The organism is Rugosimonospora acidiphila (genome assembly GCF_039543385.1).
In the GTDB taxonomy this organism is placed as follows: Bacteria; Actinomycetota; Actinomycetes; order Mycobacteriales; family Micromonosporaceae; genus Rugosimonospora; species Rugosimonospora acidiphila.
The window spans coordinates 113,738-137,073 of the sequence record NZ_BAABJQ010000017.1; the positions used below are offsets into that span (position 1 = coordinate 113,738).

Below are 23,336 nucleotides of genomic sequence, written 5' to 3' on the forward strand. Positions count from 1 at the left end.
TGGCAACGGGAGGGCGTATCTCGTCGGATACGCCCTCCCGGTTTACGCGCCTACGCTGCGGGCGGGGACAGCTCGGTGGCGAAGATTCGGTCCATGGCTACCGCGCCGCCGAGGAGTACGGGCCGGAGCTGGTGGCGGTAGACCGTCTGCGTGACGGTGGTGCCGGAGTGTCCGCAGAGGTCGGCGATGTCTTCGATGCTGACGCCGTTGTCGGACAGGAGCGAGACGAAGCTGTGTCGTAGCTCGCGGGGTGTCCATTCCTTTGGGTCGAGGCCGGCGGCCTTGGCGACCTGCCGGAATCCGCGCCGGACGTTGTGGGCGTCGAGCGCGGTGCCGACCTTCGAGGTGAACACGAGTCCGGTGTTGTGCCAGTCGTCGGCGGCCTCGGCCTGGTCGTGGCGCTGCTGCTGGCGCTGGTCGGTGAGGGCGGCCACGCACCGCAGGGGCAGCGCGAGGGTGCGTCGGGACTTCTTGGTCTTCGTGTCGCCTCCGGCGCGCACCGAGTGCCACACGCTGATTGACGCTGGTACAGGTGGGTCATCGTCCGGCCGGCCGTGCAGGTCGACGTGATCCCAGTCCAGCGCGCGCAGTTCCTCGGTACGCGCTCCGGTCAGCAGCGATACCACGATGTACGCGCGGAGTCGGCTGGCTTCGGCCGCGGTGAGCAGTGCCTTGGCCTGGTCGAGGGTGAGCGACTTGGAGGGTCGGCCATCCTGCCCGGTTGGGATGCCGCACAGCGCCACGACGTTGCGCTTGACCTTGTCGCGCGCCATGGCTCGGACGATGGCGCGGTTGAGGATCGAATGCAGCAGGCGCAGGGTACGCGTGCTGAGGCTCTTTGCCTTTGCTGCCAGCCATTTGTCCACGTCGGTGGCGCTGAACTCGCGGAGTTTGCGGGCGCCGAGGTCGGCGATGATGTGGGTGCGGGCGAGCATCGTGTAGTTGTCGCGGGTGCCTTGGGAGAGGCCGTTGAGTCCGTAGGTGAGCCAGTCGTTGACCGCGTCGGCGACGGTGAAGTTGGGCGGGGCGATGGCGAGGCCGTCTTCGTGGTCGCGCAGGACTTCCTTGAGCTTGGCGCGAGCCTCGGTCTTGGTCTTGCCGCTGCCTCGCCGGACGATGCGCTTGCCGGCGGGGGTGTACCCGATGGTGACCTCGGCGATGAAGCGTTGCCGCTTCTCGTCCCAGTACAGGCCACCTTCGCCGCGTCCGCGTCGCTGGGTCATCAGGCGGCCCTTCCCGTGGACTCGGCCTCCAGCAGGGCGACGTAGTCCGCGATGGCGGTAGCTGGAATGAGGCGGGCGCGGCCCTGATGGACGGAGCGGAGCCGACCGGCACGCATCTGTTCGTAGATGACGGTGCGGCTCATGCTCAGCAGGACCATGGCTTCAGAGACGCGGTAGAGCGCCTTGGGTGGCACAGTGGCGGCCTTTCGGTCGTTCGAGGAGTTGGACCGTGGGTGCGGAGTGGTTGTCGGCAGCGGGGCGTAGGGCGGCCCGTTGAGAGCCACGCTGAGCCAGGAATCGTGAGGGGTTGGTGTGACGGGTACCGCCGGATGCTCTGCGGCCGTTTCAGCGGGCCGTTCCCGAGTGCGCTCGACGCTGGTCGGGCGCAACTGTCGGTGACCGACGGTCATGCGGCTCCGCCGTCGATGAGGTACAGGCCCGGGGTTGCCGTCCCATCCGTCCCAGCCGTCCCATCGCAGGTCAGGCCTGGGACGGAATCTTGAGTGGGACGGATTTTGCCGTCCCACGGATTTTGCCGTCCCGGTTCTGACCTGGGCGGGGACGGCTGGGACGGATGGGACGGGTCGGGGTCGGTCGGAGCGCCGGAGGCGGGGACATCTGTTGACGGTGTGTAGCGGTTCCAGGCGTCGAGGAAGTCGGCTGTATGCGCTTGGCGTGGTCGAACTTCACGATGAACTACTGGTGGCGAGGAGCGCACGTGCTGCGGCAACTGAACGCCTCTGACTCCCGCTTCAAGACCGTCACCTTCCAGGCCGGACTCAACATCCTCGTTGCGGACACGACCGGCACGTCGTCGGAGACCGACAGCCGCAATAGCGCCGGTAAGTCCAGCATGATCGAGCTGTTGCACTTTCTGCTAGGCGGAAGCGGCGACAAGGACTCCCTCCCGGCACACCGCGAGTTGCGGCAAACACTCTTCCGGTTGAGCCTGGACTGGCCCGGCCTACCGGGCGGGATCACGGTGGAGCGGGCGGCGTCGAACGCTGGCACCATCAGGCTCCAGCCACTCCCGGAGGGTGCGGCGCCCGGGCAGCTCGACCTCGGGGTCGGGGAAGCGCGCCTTCCGGAATGGCAACGCCTCATCGAGCGTGACCTCTTTAACTTGCCGGCCGAACATCCGGGCATCACCGGGCGTAACCTGTTCGGCTTCCTCATGCGGCGGGTGGCGTCGCACGCCTTCAACGAAGCGACGCGCAGCCATTCGCGGCAGTCCAATGCCGAGGGCACGACGGGTCTGGCCTACCTGTTGGGCCTGGACTGGCAGCTCGCCGACCGGTACCGGACTCTTCAAGCTCGCGAGACGACCAGTAAACAACTCCGCAAGGCTGCCGGCGATCCTGTGCTCGGCCGTATCGTCGGGAAGACCTCCGAGCTGCGAGGGCAGATCGCGGTCGCGGAACATCGTGCGCGCGAGGTGCAGCGGCAGATCGAGGCGTTCCGGGTTGTGCCTGAGTACGACAACCTCCGCTTGCATGCGGATCAGCTGGATCAACGAATCCGCCGCCTGCGCAACGAGGACGTTGTCGACCGACGCAACCTGACCGACCTTGAGCAGGCGGTGGAGGAGGCAGTCGACCCGGACGTTGCCTACCTCGAGAGCGCCTACGCCGAGCTGGGGATTGTCCTCGGTGACCAAGTCCGGCGTAGTTTCGCCGACGTCCAAACCTTCCACAGTTCAGTGGTGCGCAACCGACGCCAGTATCTCGCCGATGAGGCTACGGCGATCCGAGCGCGTCTGGCCGAGCGAGACCTGGAGCGCGAGCAGCTGGGGACACAGCTTGCTGGCGTACTGCGCACCCTGAATGAAGGCGGCGCACTCGATGCGTTGACCACGCTCCAACAGATCCTTGCGCAGGAACAGGCACTGCTGAGCGCGCTGCGCCACCGCTTCGAGGCAGCTCAGGCGTTGGAGACAAGCCGGCGCGAGATCACGCAGGAACGGGTGGTTCTGCAGCAGGAGATGGACACCGACATCGGCGAGCGTCAGCATGTCGTGAACGAGGCTGTGGTGCTGTTCGCCGAGTATGCGAAGACTCTTTACGGGGACGACCGAGAGGCCTATCTACGGTTCGGGCCGGGCGAAAGTAGCCTTAAGATCGATCCCCACATTGCGAGCGACAACAGCGGCGGCATCGGCAGCATGGTCATCTTTTGCTTCGACCTTACTGTCGCGGTCTTGGCGCGTCGCGGCGGGCGCGCGCCGGATTTCCTCGTTCACGACAGCCACCTCTTTGACGGTGTTGATGAGCGTCAGCTCGCAAGGGCGTTGACGCTTGCCGCGGAGGTCAGCGGTCGCGAGGGCATGCAGTACGTCGTCACGCTCAACTCCGATGAGTTAGACAAGGCGGCACGTCGCGGGTTCGACCCGGGCAATCATGTGCTCGGTCAGCGGCTAACTGACGGCTTCGATGACGGCGGGCTGTTTGGTTTCCGTTTCTAGGCATCGGGCACGTGCGCCGGTAGGAGTTGCCGCTTATAGTGCTGGCAATGCGTCAGGCGCTGCACCGCACTGCGAGTGGTGCGTTGATCGTGGTCTTGAGGTAAGCCTGCGTCGAGGCGAGCAAGTCGAGCTGCTGGGTTGTTGCTTTGGAGGCGGACAAGCCAGGTTGGACGATGACCATTTCCATGCGCCGCGTAAGACTAGCGCTTTGTCCTGGATCTCGTACAGCTTCTTGATGTCGCCCACCTCGAACGGGCTCACACCTTCGCGCTTCTGTTTCTTTCGGGCGCGGTCGTCGAGCGTGCGGAAAAAAGGACGGAGGTCGCTCCGACGCCACATGATCGACTTCTGGGCCTGGCTGCAGACCTCGTAGAGATCAGCAACGCGCGTGCCGGCGGTTTCGCCATGCGAGTATTTACAGTGCACGAGTCGGATCAGCAGGCCGTCGTGGTCGACCCTGATTGCCACAACGTCGGCTATCTCGCCGCTGCCATCGTCGTCTAGGACGATGTTGACTGGGTCCCCGTGGGTGGGTCCATCTGATGTGGACCTCCAGACGGGGCCCAGTCACGCCGTAGATCAGCGGCGCCGGGCTGGTGACGTACAGTTCCAGGAGTTGAGCGGCGACCTGGTGGATGGGGACGTGATGGGCGAAGCGTGGAAATGAGCCCGCCCGACGACGGGTTTGCAGGTCACGCTGCGCGAAGTGCATCGAGTATTGCTGACGATCCGCGGGAGTTGATGAGGATTGTCGGTTTGTGGCCGCGCCTATCTTTTATGAAGTTCGTGGCAGCGTGCTTCGCCGATGCGACGACGACAACGAAGACATCTGCCCCTGCCGCTTGGGCAGCTAGCCTGGGGCTGCCGTCGTGCTCCGTTGTCGTGTCCACCTCAAGATCGGGGACAAGGCGGCGAAGGACCTGCGCGGCTCGTGTGATAGCACTTTCCGTCAGCGAGTACAGAACCACCTTCTGGCCGCGAAGGTGACGGTATTCCGCGCCTGGATCGGCATCTTCGTCGATGACCGTCGCGAAGTCTGACGGAAGTTCGAGATTGAGCTCCTCAGCGACGACTCCGAGCGCTTCGAGGTCAGTGAGGCTGAGGGCCGACTTGAACTGGCGGACACTGTTGACGACGGCGAAGAAAAAGTCCTGCTTCGCGACTGTGCCGGCCCCAACGAGGGATGTGCCCAACTGCAGGAGGTCGACGCACCACGAGGCGGAGATCGCGGCAGCATTGTTCGTCGCGATCTCTCCACACCAAATCAAGGCGTCGTCAGGCCAGGAACCGCCGACCGTGGCCGCCGTCAGGTCGTCTAGCAGAGCAAGTGTTTGGGCCTGGACACCCCTAGACCTCTTTGCCGATAACGCGAGGCCAGCAAGGACCCGTTCCACGAGGTCGACACCGTTGCTTGCCAGGATGACATCACGATGAGCGGCCATGAACTGACCGCCCCACTCACCGAGTCGGCCGAGCACCTCGTCCGACGCGCCGTTGAGCACGCGGGAGATCACCGAATAGTCGAGAAGTTGCCAGCCATCCCTGGCTTCGGCGCTCACGGAGTGGTTGATGGCCGAGTTGTCGGACAACGAATCGAACCAGGCCAGCCAATCGGTCGGCTCCGCGGGTTTGGCCCGGTCGTCCAGCCATGCGAGATCGCGCTGCAGGTTTTCATCTGCCCGGACTATTGCGCTACGCAGACTATTCGTTTCGATGTAGCCACTGACCTGCTCCGCTATCGACAGATCGTTGGCGGATCGGGCGGCCTGAAGGAGCAAGCGTGCGGCCTGAAGGCTGGGCGGGCACTGGAGCGTGATCTTGGCAGCGGCCACGTATTCCCCGTCGAGAAAACGCATGGCGGCCTGCTGGAGTGGTAGCAGAGAATCCGGCCGAGCGCCTTTCTCCGTGAACTCCGACTCGCTCTTGACAGGTTCGACCGCGGCCTTGACGTGCGCGAGCAGTGTGCCAAGTTTGGGTTCGATTGAACAGGCCTGATCGACGAGTTGGTCGAGGGTCTCGGACGGCTCGCCTGAGATCTCGGCCAGAAGGAACTCTACGATGGCCTCGGAACCATTCGATGCGGGTATGTCAGTTGCCAGGGAGACGTACTGGCCAAGGTGCATCTCGGCGGCTTTGCGGAGGTCGGAAGCGTTCCCTGAGCCGACGTGATCCCCGAGATAACTCGCGTACACGGCATGCTGGATCGCCCGAGTAATCCCCAAAGGCCGCCGCATCCGGACGACGTGCATCAGATCTTCGTCGGCCAACAACGCGTTCCAGTCGCCGACTCCGGCGAAGGTACGAAGGCGGAGGAAGGCAAGATTCGTGAAGTCCATGTCGGCGGTGACGCTGAGTTCGTCAAGGCACTCCATCGCCAGTCTGCGGTCTTGAGAGGCGATGGCATGGGCCAAGTCGTCCAAAACCTCAACCGTGGCGCGCGGTGCACCGAACTCGGATGGCGGTCGATTCTCGATCATCCGTCCGAGAACGATTAGAGAATTGCGTACGTAGTCCCGCGAGTGGGATGATTCGGGTTTCGCCCTGGGGAGTACCTCGAATCGGATCGGCCGAACATCGAGCCTGGCCAGAGACTGATCGAATGGGTCATTGGGAGAGAGTTCTCCGCGCCGGATGTCAAGGTCACTGAAGGTGGGTCCTATCCATCCGTCAAGGGTGTCGAGAAGTTCTCGGCGTTGTCGTGCAGTGGGGGCGAACGCGTACCACAGCAACCGGTCGCCGGTCGAGCGAGGCAGAAACCCGATCTGCCCCCGTGCGATGGCCTCGGCCCATCTCTCGATGAGCACCTGAAGCTCAGCCGGGATCACGTACGGATTGATATCGTTTCCCGATCTAAAGAATTCCTTTAGTATGGTATTCATTTTGTCTTATATTTCGTGTTGTAGTCGATTCGAACCTTCGCGATGATGTCGGGTTCGGTCGTAACCGTGATGCCCTCGTCATTGACCTGTTGACCGCGGTAGGTAAAGTTCATTGATCCGGACAAGTGGAAACGATCTCCGAGAATTCCCTTGGCGTGCAGAGTTGAGCGAATCAAATGCAGTGGGTGCGGACCGGAGGCCGCGGCGTCTCGCAGCCTCAGTTGCACCGTCGTGTTTCGGACGTCATCCAAGGTGAGCACACGCACCTCGGAGCCGCGTTGGGCAAGCTCGATTAAGACTTCCGTCAGTCGGATGCCTCGCGCCGGCAGGCCCGGTAGCAGAGTACTGAACTGCGCTGCCCCGTTGTCGATCACAACGATATCCGCGATCCACGGCGACAGCACCCACAGTTCCCGTGACGGGTACAGCAGTTCCGAAACCAACAGGTTCTGCATCAGGTCGCTAAGCGCCCGCGTCTGCCCGTTACCTTTGGTGGTGATGGTCCTCATGCGGCGACCTCAGCAAGCTCCAGCGCGGCGACGACCGTACCGTCGGCCCGATGTAGGACCTCGACCACCTTTGGGTATACCTGCAGGTACTCCGTCGTGATGGGTATCGTGCTCAGCCCGACGATGAGGCTAGACAGCAGACCGACGTGCTCCGGCGACGATGACAGTATTGCGGATCCCTTGACGGCCAGTGTCTCCCGGACCTGGGCATCCGTGGCGGAATCCACGACATCGATCGAGGTCTCCTGTCTGTGGAGGATCTCACGGAGAAGATCAGGGAGGGTGAAGTCGTTGTCGTGGTAAGGGTTCCAGGAGCGGAGTCCCTCGGCGCGAAGTCGCCAGCCGCGCGGCCAGAGCAGGCTCTGTACGGCATCGAGGCGTTGGCGCTCGGTTGCGCTCGGTCCGAGGTTCAGCCCTGCGTCGAGACTGGTGTCCGCGCGCCTGAGGTAGGCCCACGTCCGAACGGGAATCTCGACCCCAAGGCGCTCCTCCTCCGCCGTCCAAGCCTCAACGATCGCCCGCAGCGCGGAGTCCGTGGCCGAAGAGGAGCCCGGCCGTAACAGTCTGTTGGCCAAGCTGGAAACTACGGCGTGCTCGGCACCGTGGATGCCGGTTGAGCGGAAGGCGTCGCGGATCCTGCCCAGTGCCTTGACCCGATCCTGTTGGTCGGACGCCTGGCGGTAGGCAGCGATATGGTCGCGCCAGGCGGCGTCCTCGTTGATGAGGTTGACCAGCCGGCGCATGTGGGTGTCGACAAGGTCAGCCGTCGAGGGTTGGGTGGCGCGCGATATCAGTCGGAGGAACCTACGTGGATCGGGCCGCACCCGGGATGCCAGCGACTCGATGAATCCGCCACCGCCGATGGTGCTCTCGGTAAGCCAGACCTGCCCAGTCCGTCTGACGCCGTCCTGGTCGAACCCGGGCTCGACATCGACGATCAGCCCCTCTGGATTCTGTTCCGGGCAGATCTCGCTCGCCGCCCACAAGGCCGCCTCTCCGATCGTTGCCAGCAGGCGTCGTCGGAGCCAATCCTCCATCGGCTTATCGTCCGGTTGCCAGTATTGGGGAATGAGTTCGTCGAGTCTGTCGAGCACGGCCTTCTCATTGATTAGCGCTCGAAGCCGCTGACCTGTGCGACCGACCACGTCGCTGTCCGTGCCAAGAACGTCGGGGCTGCGGAACATCGCGGAGAGCGTGTCGTCGAGGCGGTCGTCGAGGCTAGCGCGGGCTCGTGCGTAGGCGTCGGCGATTGAGAGGCCTGTGGCGGTTGCCTCCATGAGCAGCATCGACTCGAGAATCTCGTGCAGCCAACTGATCTGGAAACTGCTCATCCGCTCCAGGAGCACGGGGTCGTTGATCAGAACATGGCGGAACCAGGCGCCACGTAGTCCGGGTGATATCTCGGCGGACGGACGGATCGCTGGCGGGAGTTCGACCGTCAATCGGAGCCCGTCCACGTCATAAGTTGCCCCAAGCCCGACGGCGTCACCGCCGAGCGAGAACGTCGAGCGGACCCGGGCCTCGCCTTTCGCCTGGAAGAGCAGGCGCGCTTCGGAGTTCACGGCAACCCGTCGAACCTCGACGTGTGAGTGCTGGGCGTGCAGGAAGAACGTCGCTTCCCTGACCAGTTGGCCAACAGGGTCCGAAGCGGGGATGCGGGTTGCTAGACCAGGGCCCGCCTCGACGAATTGGGACCGCCATCCCAGCGACGCATTTGAGTTGTCACGGACCTCCGGTGGACCGTTCTCGAGGCGTATACGACCGGGGCGGGCCACCCGTATCCTGGTGGCGCGGCCGCCGATATCGACCACGCTGTCCTCTTCGTACCGGTAGGACAGGAGGAAGGCATCAAGCGCCATCTGCGCCCCGTCGGCTCCGACCTCGAGCGGAATCCAGTGTCGAGACGCGGGGTTACGCGTCGCGAACCGGTGGGAGATGCGTCCGGGCGCGAACTCCCGGAGTGCCTGGGCCAAGCTCATGGATTGAAGTTCCGGCTCGGTCTCCCACGGGCTCTGCGGGGGCACGACGAGTTGGACCTCGGGCAGCGAGAGTTCGGTGAACAGGTTGTTGGGGAAGAAGTCCGGAAGCGGATTGCCGCCCATTGTGTCTTTGCCTTTGGTCGTTCCCTGCTCGCCCGCGACGGCCCACTCATTGTGAACGCGACGAGCCAACGTCGGCACGGCCGACAGCAGCAGCGGACGCGGCGGGTGCCAGAGGAGTTCGTTCGCGGCGTTCTCAGAGATCTGCAGGGCTGATCGGATCCACTCTCGCAGGCTTCGTTGCCGGCTCGGGTCACGAAGCAGTTCACGCAGGACCGCCACAGCGCTCTCCTGCGTCAGCCGAGTATTTTGATACTTGGGGTCAACGATCTCTCTGAGGTCGCGCCATAGGTTTGCGGCCGGGTGTTTGCCGGCGACCTGGCTCGCCAGCCAATCGAGCATGGCGATCGTGGCCTGCATCCGAAGAACTGCGCGGTTTCGGGTCGGGAGCACGGTCTTGGGTAGGACCGGATCGAATAGGGCGTCCCAGGCCTCGTAGGCGGCCCGATCACGCCCGTAGTCGGACAGCACGACAACCGTGTAGGGCCGCATTTGGCGGGTTCGGCCGGCGCGGCCCTTGCGCTGGACGAACGTGGCGACGCCTCGCGGTGCCTTGTGCTGGAGGACAGTGCCCACCGCAGAGTCGTCGTAGCCGACGTCGAGCGATGACGTGGCGATGACCACCTGGGCCGCAGGATCAACACCACTGTCCTGCGATGTCGTCCGCCCGATTCTGAGGCCGGGACGGCCGAGGCGGTGCCCGATCTGGATCGGTAGATCCCACACCTGACCTGCTCGACGCTGGGCCGCGACGTCGCGTGTGCCAGCCCGCCGCATCGACGCGAGGGGATCCTTGTACTGATCCATGACGCGTCCACCACTACGGACTCGCTGCCCTTCGGCGTCCAGCACGTAGCTGTAGAGCCGGTTCGTGACATCGAGATCGTCGGTGAAGACAAAGACCTTCGTGCCGTAGACGCCATTCGACGTTTGAACTAAGGGATCGTCGAGCGTCCGGGGCAGCAGTATCGCCGCCTGGATGGTCGACGAGAGGACGGCCGCGCCACTCGTCGGATCACTGCGTAGAGCGACCAGGTACTCCGCTCCTTCATACTCGAGTTCGGACTCAGTTGGTTCGATACTCGTGACAGAATCGTCTGCAACACCGCAGAGATCGGCCATATGACGGACCGCGTTCGACAGCGTCGCGGATAGTCCGACGAATGCCACAGTGCCCTGCAAGGCGTGGTGCCAACGACGGAGCACCATGGCCGCCTGAGCGCCGGTCATTCCCTCGTAGGTGTGGATCTCGTCAAGGAGTGCCAGTCGCGGCTTCTTAGCCTGGCCCACGCCGAGCAGTGGCCGCAGCGACAGGTCCGAAAGACCCCGGTTCAGCATTTCGGTCGTGGTGAACAGGATGTCCGGTGGCCGCCTGCTCATCGACGTGCGGGTGAGTGACACTACCGATTCGTCAAACTGTCGCCCACATCTCGCACACGTCAGGCGTTCGGTCCTGGCGCGGACATCCTCCTCCGACCAGTAGAGGTCTCCGCCGCACAGCATGCTCCCGTCCCCGGGGCAGACAAGGTGGGGAGACCGGTACCCGCGCGCGCTTTTGACCCAGCCCAGGTAGGGTTTGCTGACCGATGCAGGCGTGTGGGGTGTGCCGCCGTTGAGAACGCCCAACGTCAACTTGCGGCCGGTGTGCTCAACCCACAGGTGATCGAGACGCCTCGCCGCGGCGAAAGCGGTGTTCAACTGATCCTTGAGCAGTTCGTTGCGCGGATAGACCGCAAGTGCACGTGTCCAAACTGTCCTATCCCTCAATCCCGCGAGGTAGGCAAAGGCCGGGAGGTAGAACGCAAGAGTCTTGCCACTACCCGTACCAGCGCCGACCACCGTTGCTGAAGTCACCGGAGACTGCAATGAGGTGAGCACCTGCCGGGTCGCTCGCACCTGGAATCCAGCCAGGAGGCGCGGCTGACCCTCGCTACCACGCGTCATCGCCTCGATGGTCGCGGAGTGGGTCGGGTTCGTCTGGCCAACACCGAGAAGCGTTTCGGTCCAGGCCTGGTCGCGCACTGGATACACCCGCGGCCGCCGCGCATACCGGAAGTCTGCGACGAGCGTGGCCCCGTTGCGCCACGCGGTTTCTGGGTCGTTGCTCAAGAAGATCTGGCGAGACCGGGCAAGGAGGCGAAGCGTCTCGCCGTTTCGGCTGCGCCACAACGTGGTGGTTGCGGTGTCGTCACGCACGATAAGGCCTCGTTGGAGCAGGTCCTCCATGACCTCGTCGGCGTCGCGGAGGTCGCCATTGCGTAGAAGGAGGTCATCGACCAGCGTGATGAGTTCATGGGTGGCGAGGCCGCCATCGACGATGCCCCACGAGAGCAGTGGATCCTCGCGGGCTTCGACCGCTTCGAGTATCTGAAGCTCGAGACTGACGTCCTTCATCGCGCGATCACCCGGAAGCGCGTGATGATTCCCAGCCTCTCCAGTTCGCCCCTGACCTCCGAGGTGAATCGGGATAAGGGCAACCCCTCGGATGTCTGAGCGCCCAAGATGACGTCGGCGATGAGCGGGTCAACCAGTGCCTGCGTCTGCCGAGCGCAGGATTCAACATCACTCATGGCCTGGCGTAGCGTGACGACGTCGCCCTGCCTGGGTATGGCGTGTGACCCCAGCTTCATCAACAATGTTTGCGCCCTCAACAACTCGCTCTTGATTGCCTCGATCTCGACGCCGCTACGCCCTAGGGCATCGAGCAATTCCTCATCGACAATGGGTCCTTCGCGATGGAGAAGTTCCTGCCAGCCGGACGCTGCGGACTGGCGCGCACGCGTGACGAACGCTTCCACCTTCTTCACCGTCGTTTTCGGCGCGTCGAGGGGTGCGTCCACGGTTAACCGGGACGGGACGAGTTCGCTGAGGACGCGCTGGATCTCGTCCGCCTCCTTCAGAAGTTCCACCGCGAGTTCGGCGCCGACTACGCGCAACTCGTCCAACGCGATCCGAGTTTCCTGGAGGCCGCGTGCCGCGCCATCCAGCCTCTCGGCGAGGTCGAGCAGGGCGCCCGTTCGAGCCTTGACTCGGCTCTCATCGTCCGCCGCGATCGCGGCGGTCCTCAGCCGCTGAATACGATCTACCAGGGTCATCGCGGCTGCTCCTGTCCCGTAAGCTGGGCGAACTCTGCCTGAAGAGTCTCGATCGCTGTGGCCAGTCGCGTGACAGCGTCGTCGTGATCCCGCGGTGTTTCAGAGTCTTGGCCGCCGGCCAACTGCTGTTCCAGCGCCCGAACTGCTTCCTGTGCCGGTTCGTGCCAGGTACGGACACGGATCGCGCTGTTATCCCAGTCACCGGTCAGCATTTTCAGGCGTTCGTCGACCGGCAGGTCCGCCCAACCGCTCAGTTCTTCCCGGACCCGGTTGACGGTCTGCTGATCACCCTGCCTGATGGCCTTGGCGGCTGCACCGATCGCGCCTCGGTCGATCGTCCCGGGCAGCTCGCCCGCGCCTGCGCGCTCATCAATGAGCCTGTTCAGTTCGCCGGCGGCGTCCTTGATGTCTGCGCCAAGCTCGCTAAGGTCGGGCAGGAGCTGTACGGCCTCCTCGTAGAGTTGCTCGAGGCTGCCCATCGCATTGGTTATTAGGTCTTCGGCGATCTTCACGTTCTCCGGTGTGTTCGCCGGCCATTGGGCATCGGCGGAACGATCCTGCAGGGCGCGCTGTAACCGGGGGATATCCAATGCCAACGGCTTGCCGCCGCCCTGCGCGAAGGCCGCGAGCCGCATCAAGCGTGCCTGAAGGTGCTCACGGGAGATGACCTTCGAATTTGCCAGAAGTCCTTCTCGCCACTTTGACAGCGCCGGCCGCCCGTCGTTACTACCCCCGGACGGGACCGGCGCGAAGATTGCGCGTAGCCTGCTCTGCCAGTCGGACCGGTATGCGTCTCGAATACCGAGCACCTTACCCATGGCCAACAGCAGCCGCGCCAGCCGTGCCAACTCCGGCTCGTCTCGGGCGTCGCGGTTCGGCAACAGGGCATGGGATACTCGGTCTGCCCAGGCGACCACCTGCTCGTGGCACAATCGCTGAAGAGCCTCTCCGTTAGGAACCACCAGCCAACCACCCTCGGCATTCACCCAGGCCAGCGCGCGTAGTGCCCGCACTTCGGCATCATTGTCACGATCGATGGCGATGATCGCTGTTTCCCACTCGGGGCCGTCCAGTGCCACCTGGTACCTGGCATCGAATGATGGCCGGAGCTCGACCCGCTGAGTGGTCCAAGATGACGAACCGCCTAGGCCATCGTCCAGCATCAGATACTCCACCACCGCCGAGTGGACGAGGTTGCGTAGCTCGTTGCGGACACCCTGCTCGAGACTGCCGGTTTGCCGCCACTGATCGACCGCGCGGACTAACCGGGGTTCCTGGCGAACGCTCCTCACCGCTGAGACGGCCTGCTGCGTGGTGCCAACGTCAACGACGGGTTCGTTTGTCGCCGTGGCATTGCCTGCAGACCGGACGCCGCGCACGGATGCGAGGCCGTCGACCTCGGCAACCCCGAACGCCGAGTGGATGACCTTGGAGAGATTCTCTGGTCCATTTCCGGAACCCCAAAACCGGACCATTCGCACCCGGCGAGCAGAGATTTCGTCGTCGCCTGGCGTCTTTAGAGCATTGTCGAACTCGACATTCCAGGACTCCGGGTCAATGCCTGCACGGAAGTCGCTGTAGAATTCGGCAGTTGGGAAAGCGCCACTCTCGATCGATTCCTGATCGTTCTGGAGAACCGGCCGGATAACCCGGGTGAGTATGTCCCGGGCGACGAACTTATCGCCCTTCGATTGGCTGAGAATCGCCCGAGTCAGTGCTGCCCGGTTGAACGGGAACAGCCCATAGCCTCGAGCTGAGCCAAATGCAGCGTGGCACGAGTCCGTCACCGGGCACTGTTCACAGGCGTTGGGGTCCGATTCGTTGGATCGGTAGCGTTCCTCGATCTGCGCCGCCCCGACACGCACGGCGTTAAGGTACTTTGCCACAAACGCAGTCCGGTCAAGGACACGTCGGCCATCTTCTGGAAGTTCAAGGTCGAAAACTTTGTAGGTGCGAGTGTAGACCGTGTCCGGCATCTCATTGGTGAAGTAGCCAGTCGTGACCGCCATCACCACGCGCATCGGGCACAGGTCGAGTTCCTGGGTCGAAATAAGGGTGATGGCATCGATCAAGCCGCCCTGTATCCCCTGGAAAATCGAGAAGTCCTCGATCAACAACAGAAGTTCAAGCCCTTGCTTGCGCAGTTCAACGCGGAGTTCGACAAGAATGTCCTTCAAGTCGCTGCCGCTTACGCCGAAGACCTCGCCGACTGCCGGCGCCAACTGCTCGTTGAGCATCCTGGCGGCAGCTTCGCGGAGTTCCGGATGGCCCTGCAGACTGGCAGCCACCTCACGAGCGTGCGCGCCGGCCTTGCTCACGTCATCCAGGGTGAACTGCAGGTCAGTAGGGCGAAAGCCGAAGGCGTCCCCCTTGTCTTCCCTGCCCTTGCCGGAGATCTTCTCGCTCACCAGGCGAGCGATCGCACTCCCGTCGCCCATGACAAGCGCTCGGAACTGTGGGTCCTGCAAAAGGGCTGGCAGGCCAGTGGGCGAAGACAGATACGTGCGTATCTCCGCCTCTTCTGGGCCAACGTCTCTTCGTGGACCGAAGTGTTCTACCCGAAAGGCGAGTTCGTTACGAAGCCGGACTCGTGCCTGGCCATGGTCGGCGACGGCGTCAGCTGCTTCGACAACCTTTCGGCGTAGGTCGTCGGCCCTTTCGCCAGTTGCGTGCGTAAGAATCCGGTCAAGGATTCCGCGTAGCGACACGTTGTGTTTTGGGACGAAGATGAGGCGAGTCGACGGTTTAGTCTTTAGGTTGATGCGGAGCCACCGCACGAGGTGTGACTTGCCGGTTCCTGACTCACCGAGAATGGGGATGATCGGCTGATCGGCTGGTTGCTGCTGGACCGCGGTCAGTAGGGCGCGCTCGTCAACGATCGTGGGTTCGCGTGCGTTCTGGACCTGATTGCGCAATGCGATCGGAAGCGAACTGTGAGTGGCGAGAAAGACGCCGTCTGGGGTGCTCTCGGCCTCAACCGGAATGATCTGGGACGCCTGCGAGGACTCCCAGCATGCGGCCGGTAGGGTTCCGCGCCAACTCATTTCTTCGCTCCCAGGACTACGGTGACGTGAGTAACTCGGCCTTCGTCGAAGCGTGACAGCAACGTGCCCTTAGCGTCAGGTAATCTCTCGAATAAGAGTCGGCCGCGACCTTCAAGGATCCGTAGCGCTTGACCTACTGAACTGTCGACCGCTTCGCTCGTGACCCCCGGATCAGGATCCGATTCCAGCCTCGCGACTAACGAGGTCCGGACTGCACCGCCATGAATGACTGGAATTCGCCGCGCCAGGCGAGCCAGGAAGTCGTCGACCGGAAGCCGATCGAGGGGGAGGTCTACGAGCGCGTCCTCGATTGCCACGACTGGAAGGGGGACCAGGCAACTTCTGCTGCGGACAAACAACGGCGTCGCGAAGCCGAGAGCCGGCGCCCAACGACTGAAGGCGCCCCATCTTGTGTCGTTTTGGATAGCCCACTCGGTGTGATCATCTGTCTTGAATTGACTGCTCTGTCTTGGTTGCACCTTTTCGACCCAGGAGAGGGGCTCGCCGAGTGCGTCCTGGGCAAGGAACCACGACAAGGCCCTGACCAGGTCTCTGGCTCCGCTGGTATCGCCGTCACCCCGTTGGCGCGTCCAAGGATCCCCGTCCCGTTCGGCGTCGAAGATATGGCGATGGAGCAGTCTGCGAAATTTCGTCACGTTGAGCGGAGGATCTACATCACGGACCCCTTCAGCCAGAGACACAGCTCCGTCGTCCCCCGTTGAAAGCATGTTGATGGCGCGGAGGACAGCGAGTGTGTTGCTGATCCCGTCGCCCGCCGTCTTGTCGTCGTTGAGCCCTTCGGGCTTGACGGTGGCGATCAATTCTTTCTCGGACCACTCCTTCTGCGACGCAGCCAGGAAGTTGACCAAAGACCGCGCGAGCCCGGGCAGGCTTCGCGGGGGGTTGAGCATTGCCACTAGATACTCCTGAGAAAGCCGCTGAGGCTCCAATGTGGGCTTCGGATGTGCTTGAGGAGATGGTTCGGATACTCCGGATCTGCCATAGTCTCGGGCACTACAACGATGAGCAGTGGTCCCGAGGTCGGTGAAAGCCAGCGCACCCGAGGGGAGTCGTCATGGTCGAGCAAGATGAGTGTCGGCACCGAGGAGGTGACGGGCGGGCCGCCCAAAGGAATTTCGTCGACCATGACGAGCCCTTCGTCGGCGTACCGGTAAGCGTTCTTAACCGCCAGTCGTCGCACGATCGTGGAGTCAGCCAGCACGGCCCGCACGCCATGCGAAACGCAGCGCTGGACGAGGTTGCTTAGGGCCTGGGTCATGTCCCTGCCCGCGTAGCTGACGACAATGCTGCGTTGACCAGCGGCAAGTCGCTCCAGCGGGGCCCGAACGCCTCTGCCCAGGTCTGGCACGTCGACCGGCACGACCATCGGGAGCACCGCAGAAAGTCCGTCGGTCGCAACATGGCCCGTCGCTGGGCACCCGGAGCAGGAAGGGCTCACCGATTGGCTCGCCCGCGTCTCACCGACGTCGTGGTAATCATATTCTTCACGCAGAATCTTGGCCCAACACTCCTCGCGTCGCAGCAACCGGTCGACCCGGCGTATCGACGCGGACTCGCTTGCCTTGATCTCGTTGCGCGCCGATGCCAGAGCTTGCTCGAAGGTCTGCTGATCAAGGTTGTCGACGCTGGGCCGGATGCGGACACGAATCAAACGTGCGAACTCGTCCCAGGCAGCGGAACACCGCGCCCGGAACAGCTCCTCCGACTCGTCTGGTGCGCGAACGAGCGACGGCGGCGTCCGGGCCTCGATGGCGATGAGTTCGGCCCGCTGCATGAGGACAAGCGTGTTGCGGTTCCAGAGGCGGTTCGCGTCCGACCGGTACCGCTTGTGCGGAGGGACGATGGACGTGTCGAGGACCATGCTTCCGCCCTCAAGTTCGGCGCGGTGCGACCTCATGGCAACCCATCGGTTCCAGGCCTTGTCGTCGCCGATGACGGTCGTTCGCTCGATGCCGCGTCCGCGTTCCACGTCGCCCTCGGCGGGTAGCCATACCGACAGGGCCGCGTGGCCGTCGCGGCCTGCGCGGCCGACCTCCTGATAGAAGCGGTCAACCGACGCCGGCGCACATGCGTGGATGACCGTCCGCACATCTGCTTGATCGACGCCGAGTCCGAACGCACTGGTCCCGACGACCACATCGCAGGTCGTCGGTCCGCCCTCGCCCGACCAGTGCCGGAGGATTTCGAGTCGTTCCGCCGACCCGGTCCTACCGTGGAACGCCTCGGTGCGCGCAAAACCGGCCTCGCGGAGTTCTCGAGCGATGTTCCTGGCATCGTTGACTAGGGCGGTGTAAATGATCGCCGGACGGGGAAGGTGGTGGAGCGCTTCGATCAGGCGGACAACTCGTTCTTGCGTACTGGTCCTTTCTCCCACCAGGTAGCGCAGTTCCGTGCGAAGGTAGGTCGACCCGACGAATGTCGAGGGCTGCTCGCCGCGGAAGAGTTCGTCGTTCAGTTCAAGCCCGGCGGCCGAGAGCGTCGCCGTCATCAGGGTGACCCGAGGTGGTTCGTGGCTCATGCTAGTCGCGATGACGCGCAGCTCGGTAAGGAGAGCGGCGACGATCTGGAACTCAGGACGGAAGCTCAAGCCCCACGTTCGGACCAGGTGGGCTTCATCGATGACGAAGTGCGTGAGTCCACCCGAGCTGGCCAACTCTCTCAGGGGGCCGACGAGGCCGCCTACCAGCGCCTCCGGGGAGGCAAAGAGCAGCCGTTGGGAACCCTCCTTGAGGCGCTTCAGGATGAGTTCCTTCTCTGCCGGCGCGCGATCCGAGTAGTACGCGAGTTCGGTGGGCAGGGCCGCTACTGGGAATACGCAGCGAATATTGCGTTCCTGGTCGAGGGCCAGCGCCGTCGTGGGGACGAGGACGATCGTCGTGCTATTTGATCGGAACAGGCCGGGCGCGATCCCTACGAGCGACTTCCCGGTGCCGGTCGGCAGGACGACGTGCAGCGTCGACCGGGGGTCTCGTAGTGCGGCCGTTCGTACGGCGGTGGCCTGCGTGCGACTGCGGTAGCTGTCGAGTTTCGGTGCAATGGTCGTCAACGCTGGATCCGCCGCCACGGGAGTGGTGGGGCGCGCATACGTCGGCACGGATGTGGCGCAGGAGTCAACGTACGGGCCAGGGCTTGCACAAGCGAGGTCGATCCACTCGGGATTGCCGTGTAGCCAGGTCGGCGCCCAGCGGGTACCTGGTGATACGCGATAGTGGGTCGTTCCGAAACGCACGCCGTCCAGGTTGGCCCGTTGAATCGAGTCGACGGAGATGCCACGACCCGCGAGGTCGAGATCTAAATGCGTTTTCGAGTCGGGACCCGTGACGCCACGCTCGTGACGCAGGACGTGGCCAAGCAGTGCGGCGACGTCTCCGCTGATCGCCGGACCGGGTTGGTCCGACAACCAGGCGTCGGCGAGCCGTCGGTGTGGGCCGGTCAGGTGGGCCTGGTGGGCGACGTCGCCGCGAAGACAATCTTGGAGCAGGTCTCGTTGTGCGGTCATTCGGTCTCGTCCTGATCAAGACCGCGTCCAGAGACAATCACCACGCCGGTGCTGTCGAGGTGAAGCGACGGGGATGCGATAGCTCGTTGGATCGCGTGTCCGACGGCGACCTCCCGCTCAGTCTCCCTCTGGAGTGCTTCCCGCTCGGCGTCGCTGCTCCGCGTGGCGCGAAGTCTGAGTTGGCGAAGCCTCGTCGTCTGGTCCTGCTCGGCCGCGGCCAGGCCGCGGGCGACGGCTTGTCGCACTTCATCGCTGTTGCGGATGATGTCCTGGGCGGCCGTCTCCACCTTGCGCCAGGTAGCGGCCCACCGGTCTTCCGAGACAACCTCGTAGGCGTAGCGGATTCTGCCGCGATTCAACGCATAGTCGCCGCCGGGCTCATCGCCCCTAGGCTTGCGATACGGATGGCTGAGGGCGGCGAGTTGGAGATCATCCGTGACGACCCTGCCTCGGTAGTCCAGCCAGAGACTGGTGATCAGCGGAGGAAACAGGCCGTCCGACCGGCGACGGAGGGCAAATTCGTCCAGTCCGAAGCCTTGGAGGGTATCCCCTTCCGAAGCCGAGGCGAGGTGATCAAACGGGTTTGCCTCGACCGCGTAATCGAACCGATAGACGGTTTGCTCGGCCTTTCGCCACCCGGGTATCCATCGCCACATGCCGAAGGCGCGTCCTCGATCGTCGTTTCGTAGGAAGTCCGAGACGGCGTCGATGAACGGGTCGCCGTAGCGGTAAAGGTGGAGGTCGTCTCCGCCGACCGCCGTTTGCCGAAGGAACGTGCCTCGGTGCCCCCTGAGCGGAGCGAAATCTCGCAACAGGCGCATCGTCGGTACCAGCGGAAACTCGGCCTTCCCGCGGACCCATTGCACTGCCTCGTAGCTTCCGATGCTATGCACCGGATCCAGTAGTTTGCTGAACCGCAGGTTTCCCTCGCCCGATGCCAGCAACCGATCGGTGAGTGCCGCGAACTCCGACTGTCTGGCCTCCACCTCGGCCAGGCGCTGAAACACCGAATCCTCGCGTGCCGTTGCGATGATGCTATCGAGGGCGTCTTGCTCGCGAATGTGTGCAAGTTCCTCACTCAGGGTTGACTTCGCTGCCGCCGTCGCGGTGCCGATCGCGGCAGCGCCGTCGGTGAGCAGCATCGTCCAAGCGGCGTCAGTTGCCTCGTCCACCGCGTGCTGCAGGCTGGCGACGGAGTTCTCGAATATCCCGAACCCGTCATTGAGGATGCGGAACCAAGCGCCGAGAAACGAACTATGAGCATCGAGGAAGACCTGGGAGCGCCAACGGTCGCCAGACCTCCCAGGATCCCAACGGTCGAGTCTGCCGATCCGTTGCTCAAGCCGGTTTGCGCGAGGAGGTAATCCAACATGGACCAGAAGGTCGGCGAACTGGAGGTTACGGCCTTCTTCGGCAGAACTGTCCGCCACCAGAACCGCCGCTGCCTTGCTGGCTTCAAACCCCCTGACCTGCTGTTCGGCCTCCGGTGGGGGGGTGGTCGACACGTGCAGATGGACCGGAAGCCGAGGTGTCTCGTCCATGAGAGCCTTAGCCAACTCCTCCGCCATGCTCGCTGACGGGCAGAATACGACTGCTCGGTCCCTCGCTCCGAGCAGACCAACGAGCTCGTGCACGATCGGCCGAACGATGCTTTCGAGACGGTCAACGTATACTAGGCCAGCGTCGATGCGCTCGAGGATCGATTCCTCCTCACCCGTAGCCGGTCGACGCTGTCGTGCCCACTGTCGCAGCGCCTCGGGGTCCAGTGATAGCGACACGGCAGCGGCGAAGTCTCTGCCTAACTCGCGAAGGGCTCCCGGATCGGTTTCGTTCGCGCCGAGAACCTCCTGCCGCCAGTCGTCGAGCAAGAGGTTGATCTCGGCAAGAGCCGTGTCACGGATGGCGACCGGCACCGGCGCCGCTCGGCCGGTAACGCGGTAGGTGCCACCGAGCGCCTCGGTCCGCCGCGTGCGTAGCATGCGTCGGTGCACCCGATAAACGTCGGCGATGTGGGCGTGAATTGCCCCGAGCGCTGTGGTCAGCTTGACTTTGTTGGTCTCGTTGATCGCCCGACGTGCGTCATCGGCGAGCGCGGCAAGGTCGTCATCGTCCGGGAGTTGACCCACGATCTCCGCGACTCGCTCCTTCAGGAGGAACCCAGGAAGACCGGGGCTGAGCCCGAGGAGCAGTCTGCCGAGTCCGCCGCGTGACTCCAGACGCTCGCGGAGTGCGTCCGCTGTGGTATGCCGATGAAGGATGGGTTCGAGCAGCCGCAGCATGGCGAGGAAAATCTGCTCGTTGTGAAGGGCTGGGGTCGCGGAGAGTAGTAGGAGCCGCGGGGTGCTCCGCGCGATCTCGGCCAGGTGTTCGTAGCGGGTCGCGAGGTCGGGTCGATCACTCCCCGCAAAGCGGGCCAAATTATGGGCTTCGTCGACGACAATCAGGTCGGCCGAAGTCCAGCTGGACGAATCGTCGTCGCGACCGAATCTGATGTCTGCGCGCGTGAAATCCTGTATCCGGAACTTCGTGCGTAACTCCCGTTGCCACTGCTCGACAAGGTAGGGAGGCAGGATGAGCTGAACCCTGAGGTCGGGGTTGTCCATCAGGAGTTGCCGGAGAACGATGCCAGCTTCGATGGTCTTGCCTAGGCCGACCTCGTCGGCGAGGAGGTACCGCTGAACGGGATCTTGCAGAACGCGCCAGGCAGTCTCGATCTGGTGCTCGTGCAGTTCGATGGCGCTGGAGATCCCACCACTCATGCCATGCGCCGCGGAACGCTGAGCAAGGATGGCCTGGAGGAACGGACGACGAACCTCCGCGAGGAGCGGGGATTCAAGGAGGCCGCCAGCGCCGAATCCGACAGGGTCGGTCAGCGGATGATTCCACCGGACGTGGAGGTCCGCCTCCTTGACGTGGCCCTCCCAATTGTGCCCGCGGACGTAGATGTCTCCATGCTGGGTGTGTTCGACCACCCGTCCTGATCGCCAGGGTCCACCGTCGGGTTGCCAGAAGACGCGCAGCTCGGTCGAAATAGGGAACCGCCTCAGCCCGACCCGAGAAACCGTCTCCCGTCGGCGACTAGTGGGGGTGTCGAAGTACTCCAGGATCAACCCGTCCCCGTCTTTTCCGACGGCCTTCCCCGGCCCAAGACCGTTGACGGTCGATTCAAGCAGGTCCCCTCGTCGTACCGGGTTCCCGCGTGACGCGTACTTGGGGCTGTTCCTACTTGTTGTCACCTGGGCAGATGGCACCCCTGACGACTCGGCGAGTGTTCCAGCCGGTGTTGATGCCGCGCGCCGTGGTTTCGGCACCTTCGGGCTCGGAACGGAGCCGTCAGGTTCACGGGATCCCCTGCAGATTGGAAACCGGGTGCAGCCCCAGAACGACTTGCCTGCGTTCCGTCCGCGTGCGGCGAAGCGTAGGGTCATCTGCGCATTGCAGAGGGGGCAGCGAACCGGCTCGTCAGCCATGCCGCCGCCCGTGTGGTTCTTCTCCAAGGCGCGGGCTAGAGGCCCGTTGGATCTGCGCGACAGCGAGCAGTCGACAAGGGCGCGACGACCGCCCCCTGTCAGTGCCCACCAAACCGCGCCCGACCGTTTGGGTCCAGACAACGCTCGGCAGAGCGGGGTGGAGCACAAACTGCCCGGACCGGAAGATCAGGTTGGGGCGCTGGGGCATTCGGTAAGGCTACCAACAGCGACCTATATCGCCGCCTCACCAGAACAGGCACATCATATCATCGTTCGCACATTCCCATCACGACAAGTGTGGATCTGACCACCCAATCGAATGGCGAGCGGGGGTCGGCCGTGACTACCGGCGCGGTCAAGTCGAGGTGCCAGCAGCGGCAGGAATCGGGTGACCTCGATCGTTTCTTCCTCCACTGTGGTCTGGGCAGATACGACGCCGATGTGATTGTCGATTGCGGCCAACACGTGGACCTGTCCGCTGGCAGGGCTGGATCCGCGCAGTGTATTGCCGTCCACGGCGTAGACCTCGTCGCAGGGTGGGGTCACGGCCCAGCAGCCACCGGTTGACCGCGGTATCGAACGCGTTGCCCTCGATGTTGGCCAGAACTGCCCGTTCGTGGTGACGTCGGGAACCCGGAAGTGGGGCCGGTGAGCGGGTCACGGGCCACGCCGCGGCCGGCGCGCACGGTGGCGGGCAGGTCGGCGGCTCGCTCACCGATGGCGGCCACCGAGCGGGCGCTGGCCAGCAATGGCCGTCAGTGGAACGGTCCGCACCGATCCGCTACGCCCTTTGCGTGGGCCAAGGGCGGTGATCGAAACTGCCGCCGATGCGTGGTATTGGGAGCAAATAACCAAGCCTTGGCACATACAGAGATTGAACTGCCAGGATTAGATGGGCGTTGGCGCGGCGTGTCGATGTTACAGCCGTCCATGAGTTTCGTATCTGGTTCGGGTGCGGTATCCCGATGGTGGTGGGCTGACGGCTGAGGGCCGAGCCCGACGTGAGACGGTCCGGTTGCAGGCAGCGGCGTTTTCG

11 protein-coding genes are annotated in these 23,336 nt (G+C 63.8%); 1 reads left to right on the forward strand and 10 read right to left on the reverse strand.

Translation table 11 applies throughout. The features are described 5' to 3' along the window. Nucleotides 1–50 precede the first annotated feature (50 nt). Together ABEA87_RS26025 and ABEA87_RS26030 are read right to left on the reverse strand one after the other, a co-directional pair. Entirely contained in the window at nt 51–1,223 is a 1,173-nt protein-coding gene (locus ABEA87_RS26025) for a site-specific integrase (RefSeq protein WP_345633885.1), read from the reverse strand. Beyond that, nucleotides 1,223–1,417, reverse strand: a complete 195-nt coding sequence (locus ABEA87_RS26030) for a helix-turn-helix domain-containing protein (protein WP_345634007.1) — start codon at nt 1,415–1,417, stop codon at nt 1,223–1,225. Before ABEA87_RS26030 ends, ABEA87_RS26025 begins: the two co-directional genes overlap by 1 nt. A 524-nt stretch (nt 1,418–1,941) precedes the next feature. Here ABEA87_RS26030 and ABEA87_RS26035 point away from each other — a divergent pair. After that, nucleotides 1,942–3,684, forward strand: coding sequence for an ABC-three component system protein (locus tag ABEA87_RS26035; protein ID WP_345633887.1), 1,743 nt, complete (start codon nt 1,942–1,944; stop codon nt 3,682–3,684). A 692-nt stretch (nt 3,685–4,376) separates the two neighbouring features. Here the strand turns inward: ABEA87_RS26035 and dpdD are convergent. The 8 genes from dpdD to dpdE are packed head-to-tail and all read right to left on the reverse strand — an operon-like array spanning nt 4,377 to nt 22,300. Then, on the reverse strand, nt 4,377–6,563 hold the full coding sequence (gene dpdD, locus ABEA87_RS26040) for a protein DpdD (protein WP_345633889.1): 2,187 nt from the start codon (nt 6,561–6,563) through the stop codon (nt 4,377–4,379). Continuing rightward, nucleotides 6,560–7,072 carry a phospholipase D-like domain-containing protein DpdK gene (gene dpdK, locus ABEA87_RS26045; protein WP_345633891.1) on the reverse strand — a complete coding sequence of 171 codons (513 nt, stop codon included), beginning with the start codon at nt 7,070–7,072 and terminating at the stop codon, nt 6,560–6,562. Before dpdK ends, dpdD begins: the two co-directional genes overlap by 4 nt. Next, entirely contained in the window at nt 7,069–11,565 is a 4,497-nt protein-coding gene (gene dpdJ / locus ABEA87_RS26050; protein ID WP_345633893.1) for a protein DpdJ, read from the reverse strand. Before dpdJ ends, dpdK begins: the two co-directional genes overlap by 4 nt. Further along, on the reverse strand, nt 11,562–12,266 hold the full coding sequence (locus ABEA87_RS26055; RefSeq protein ID WP_345633895.1) for a hypothetical protein: 705 nt from the start codon (nt 12,264–12,266) through the stop codon (nt 11,562–11,564). Before ABEA87_RS26055 ends, dpdJ begins: the two co-directional genes overlap by 4 nt. Next, on the reverse strand, nt 12,263–15,310 hold the full coding sequence (dpdH, locus tag ABEA87_RS26060) for a protein DpdH (protein WP_345633897.1): 3,048 nt from the start codon (nt 15,308–15,310) through the stop codon (nt 12,263–12,265). The genes ABEA87_RS26055 and dpdH overlap by 4 nt, the downstream gene beginning before the upstream one ends. Continuing rightward, on the reverse strand, nt 15,307–16,221 hold the full coding sequence (gene dpdG / locus ABEA87_RS26065) for a protein DpdG (protein ID WP_345634009.1): 915 nt from the start codon (nt 16,219–16,221) through the stop codon (nt 15,307–15,309). The genes dpdH and dpdG overlap by 4 nt, the downstream gene beginning before the upstream one ends. Before the next feature lie 5 nt (nt 16,222–16,226). Next, nucleotides 16,227–18,830 carry a protein DpdF gene (dpdF, locus tag ABEA87_RS26070; protein ID WP_345633899.1) on the reverse strand — a complete coding sequence of 868 codons (2,604 nt, stop codon included), beginning with the start codon at nt 18,828–18,830 and terminating at the stop codon, nt 16,227–16,229. Continuing rightward, nucleotides 18,827–22,300: a protein DpdE gene (gene dpdE, locus ABEA87_RS26075; RefSeq protein WP_345634010.1), complete on the reverse strand. Its 3,474-nt coding sequence runs from the start codon at nt 22,298–22,300 to the stop codon at nt 18,827–18,829. Before dpdE ends, dpdF begins: the two co-directional genes overlap by 4 nt. Nucleotides 22,301–23,336 lie beyond the last annotated feature (1,036 nt).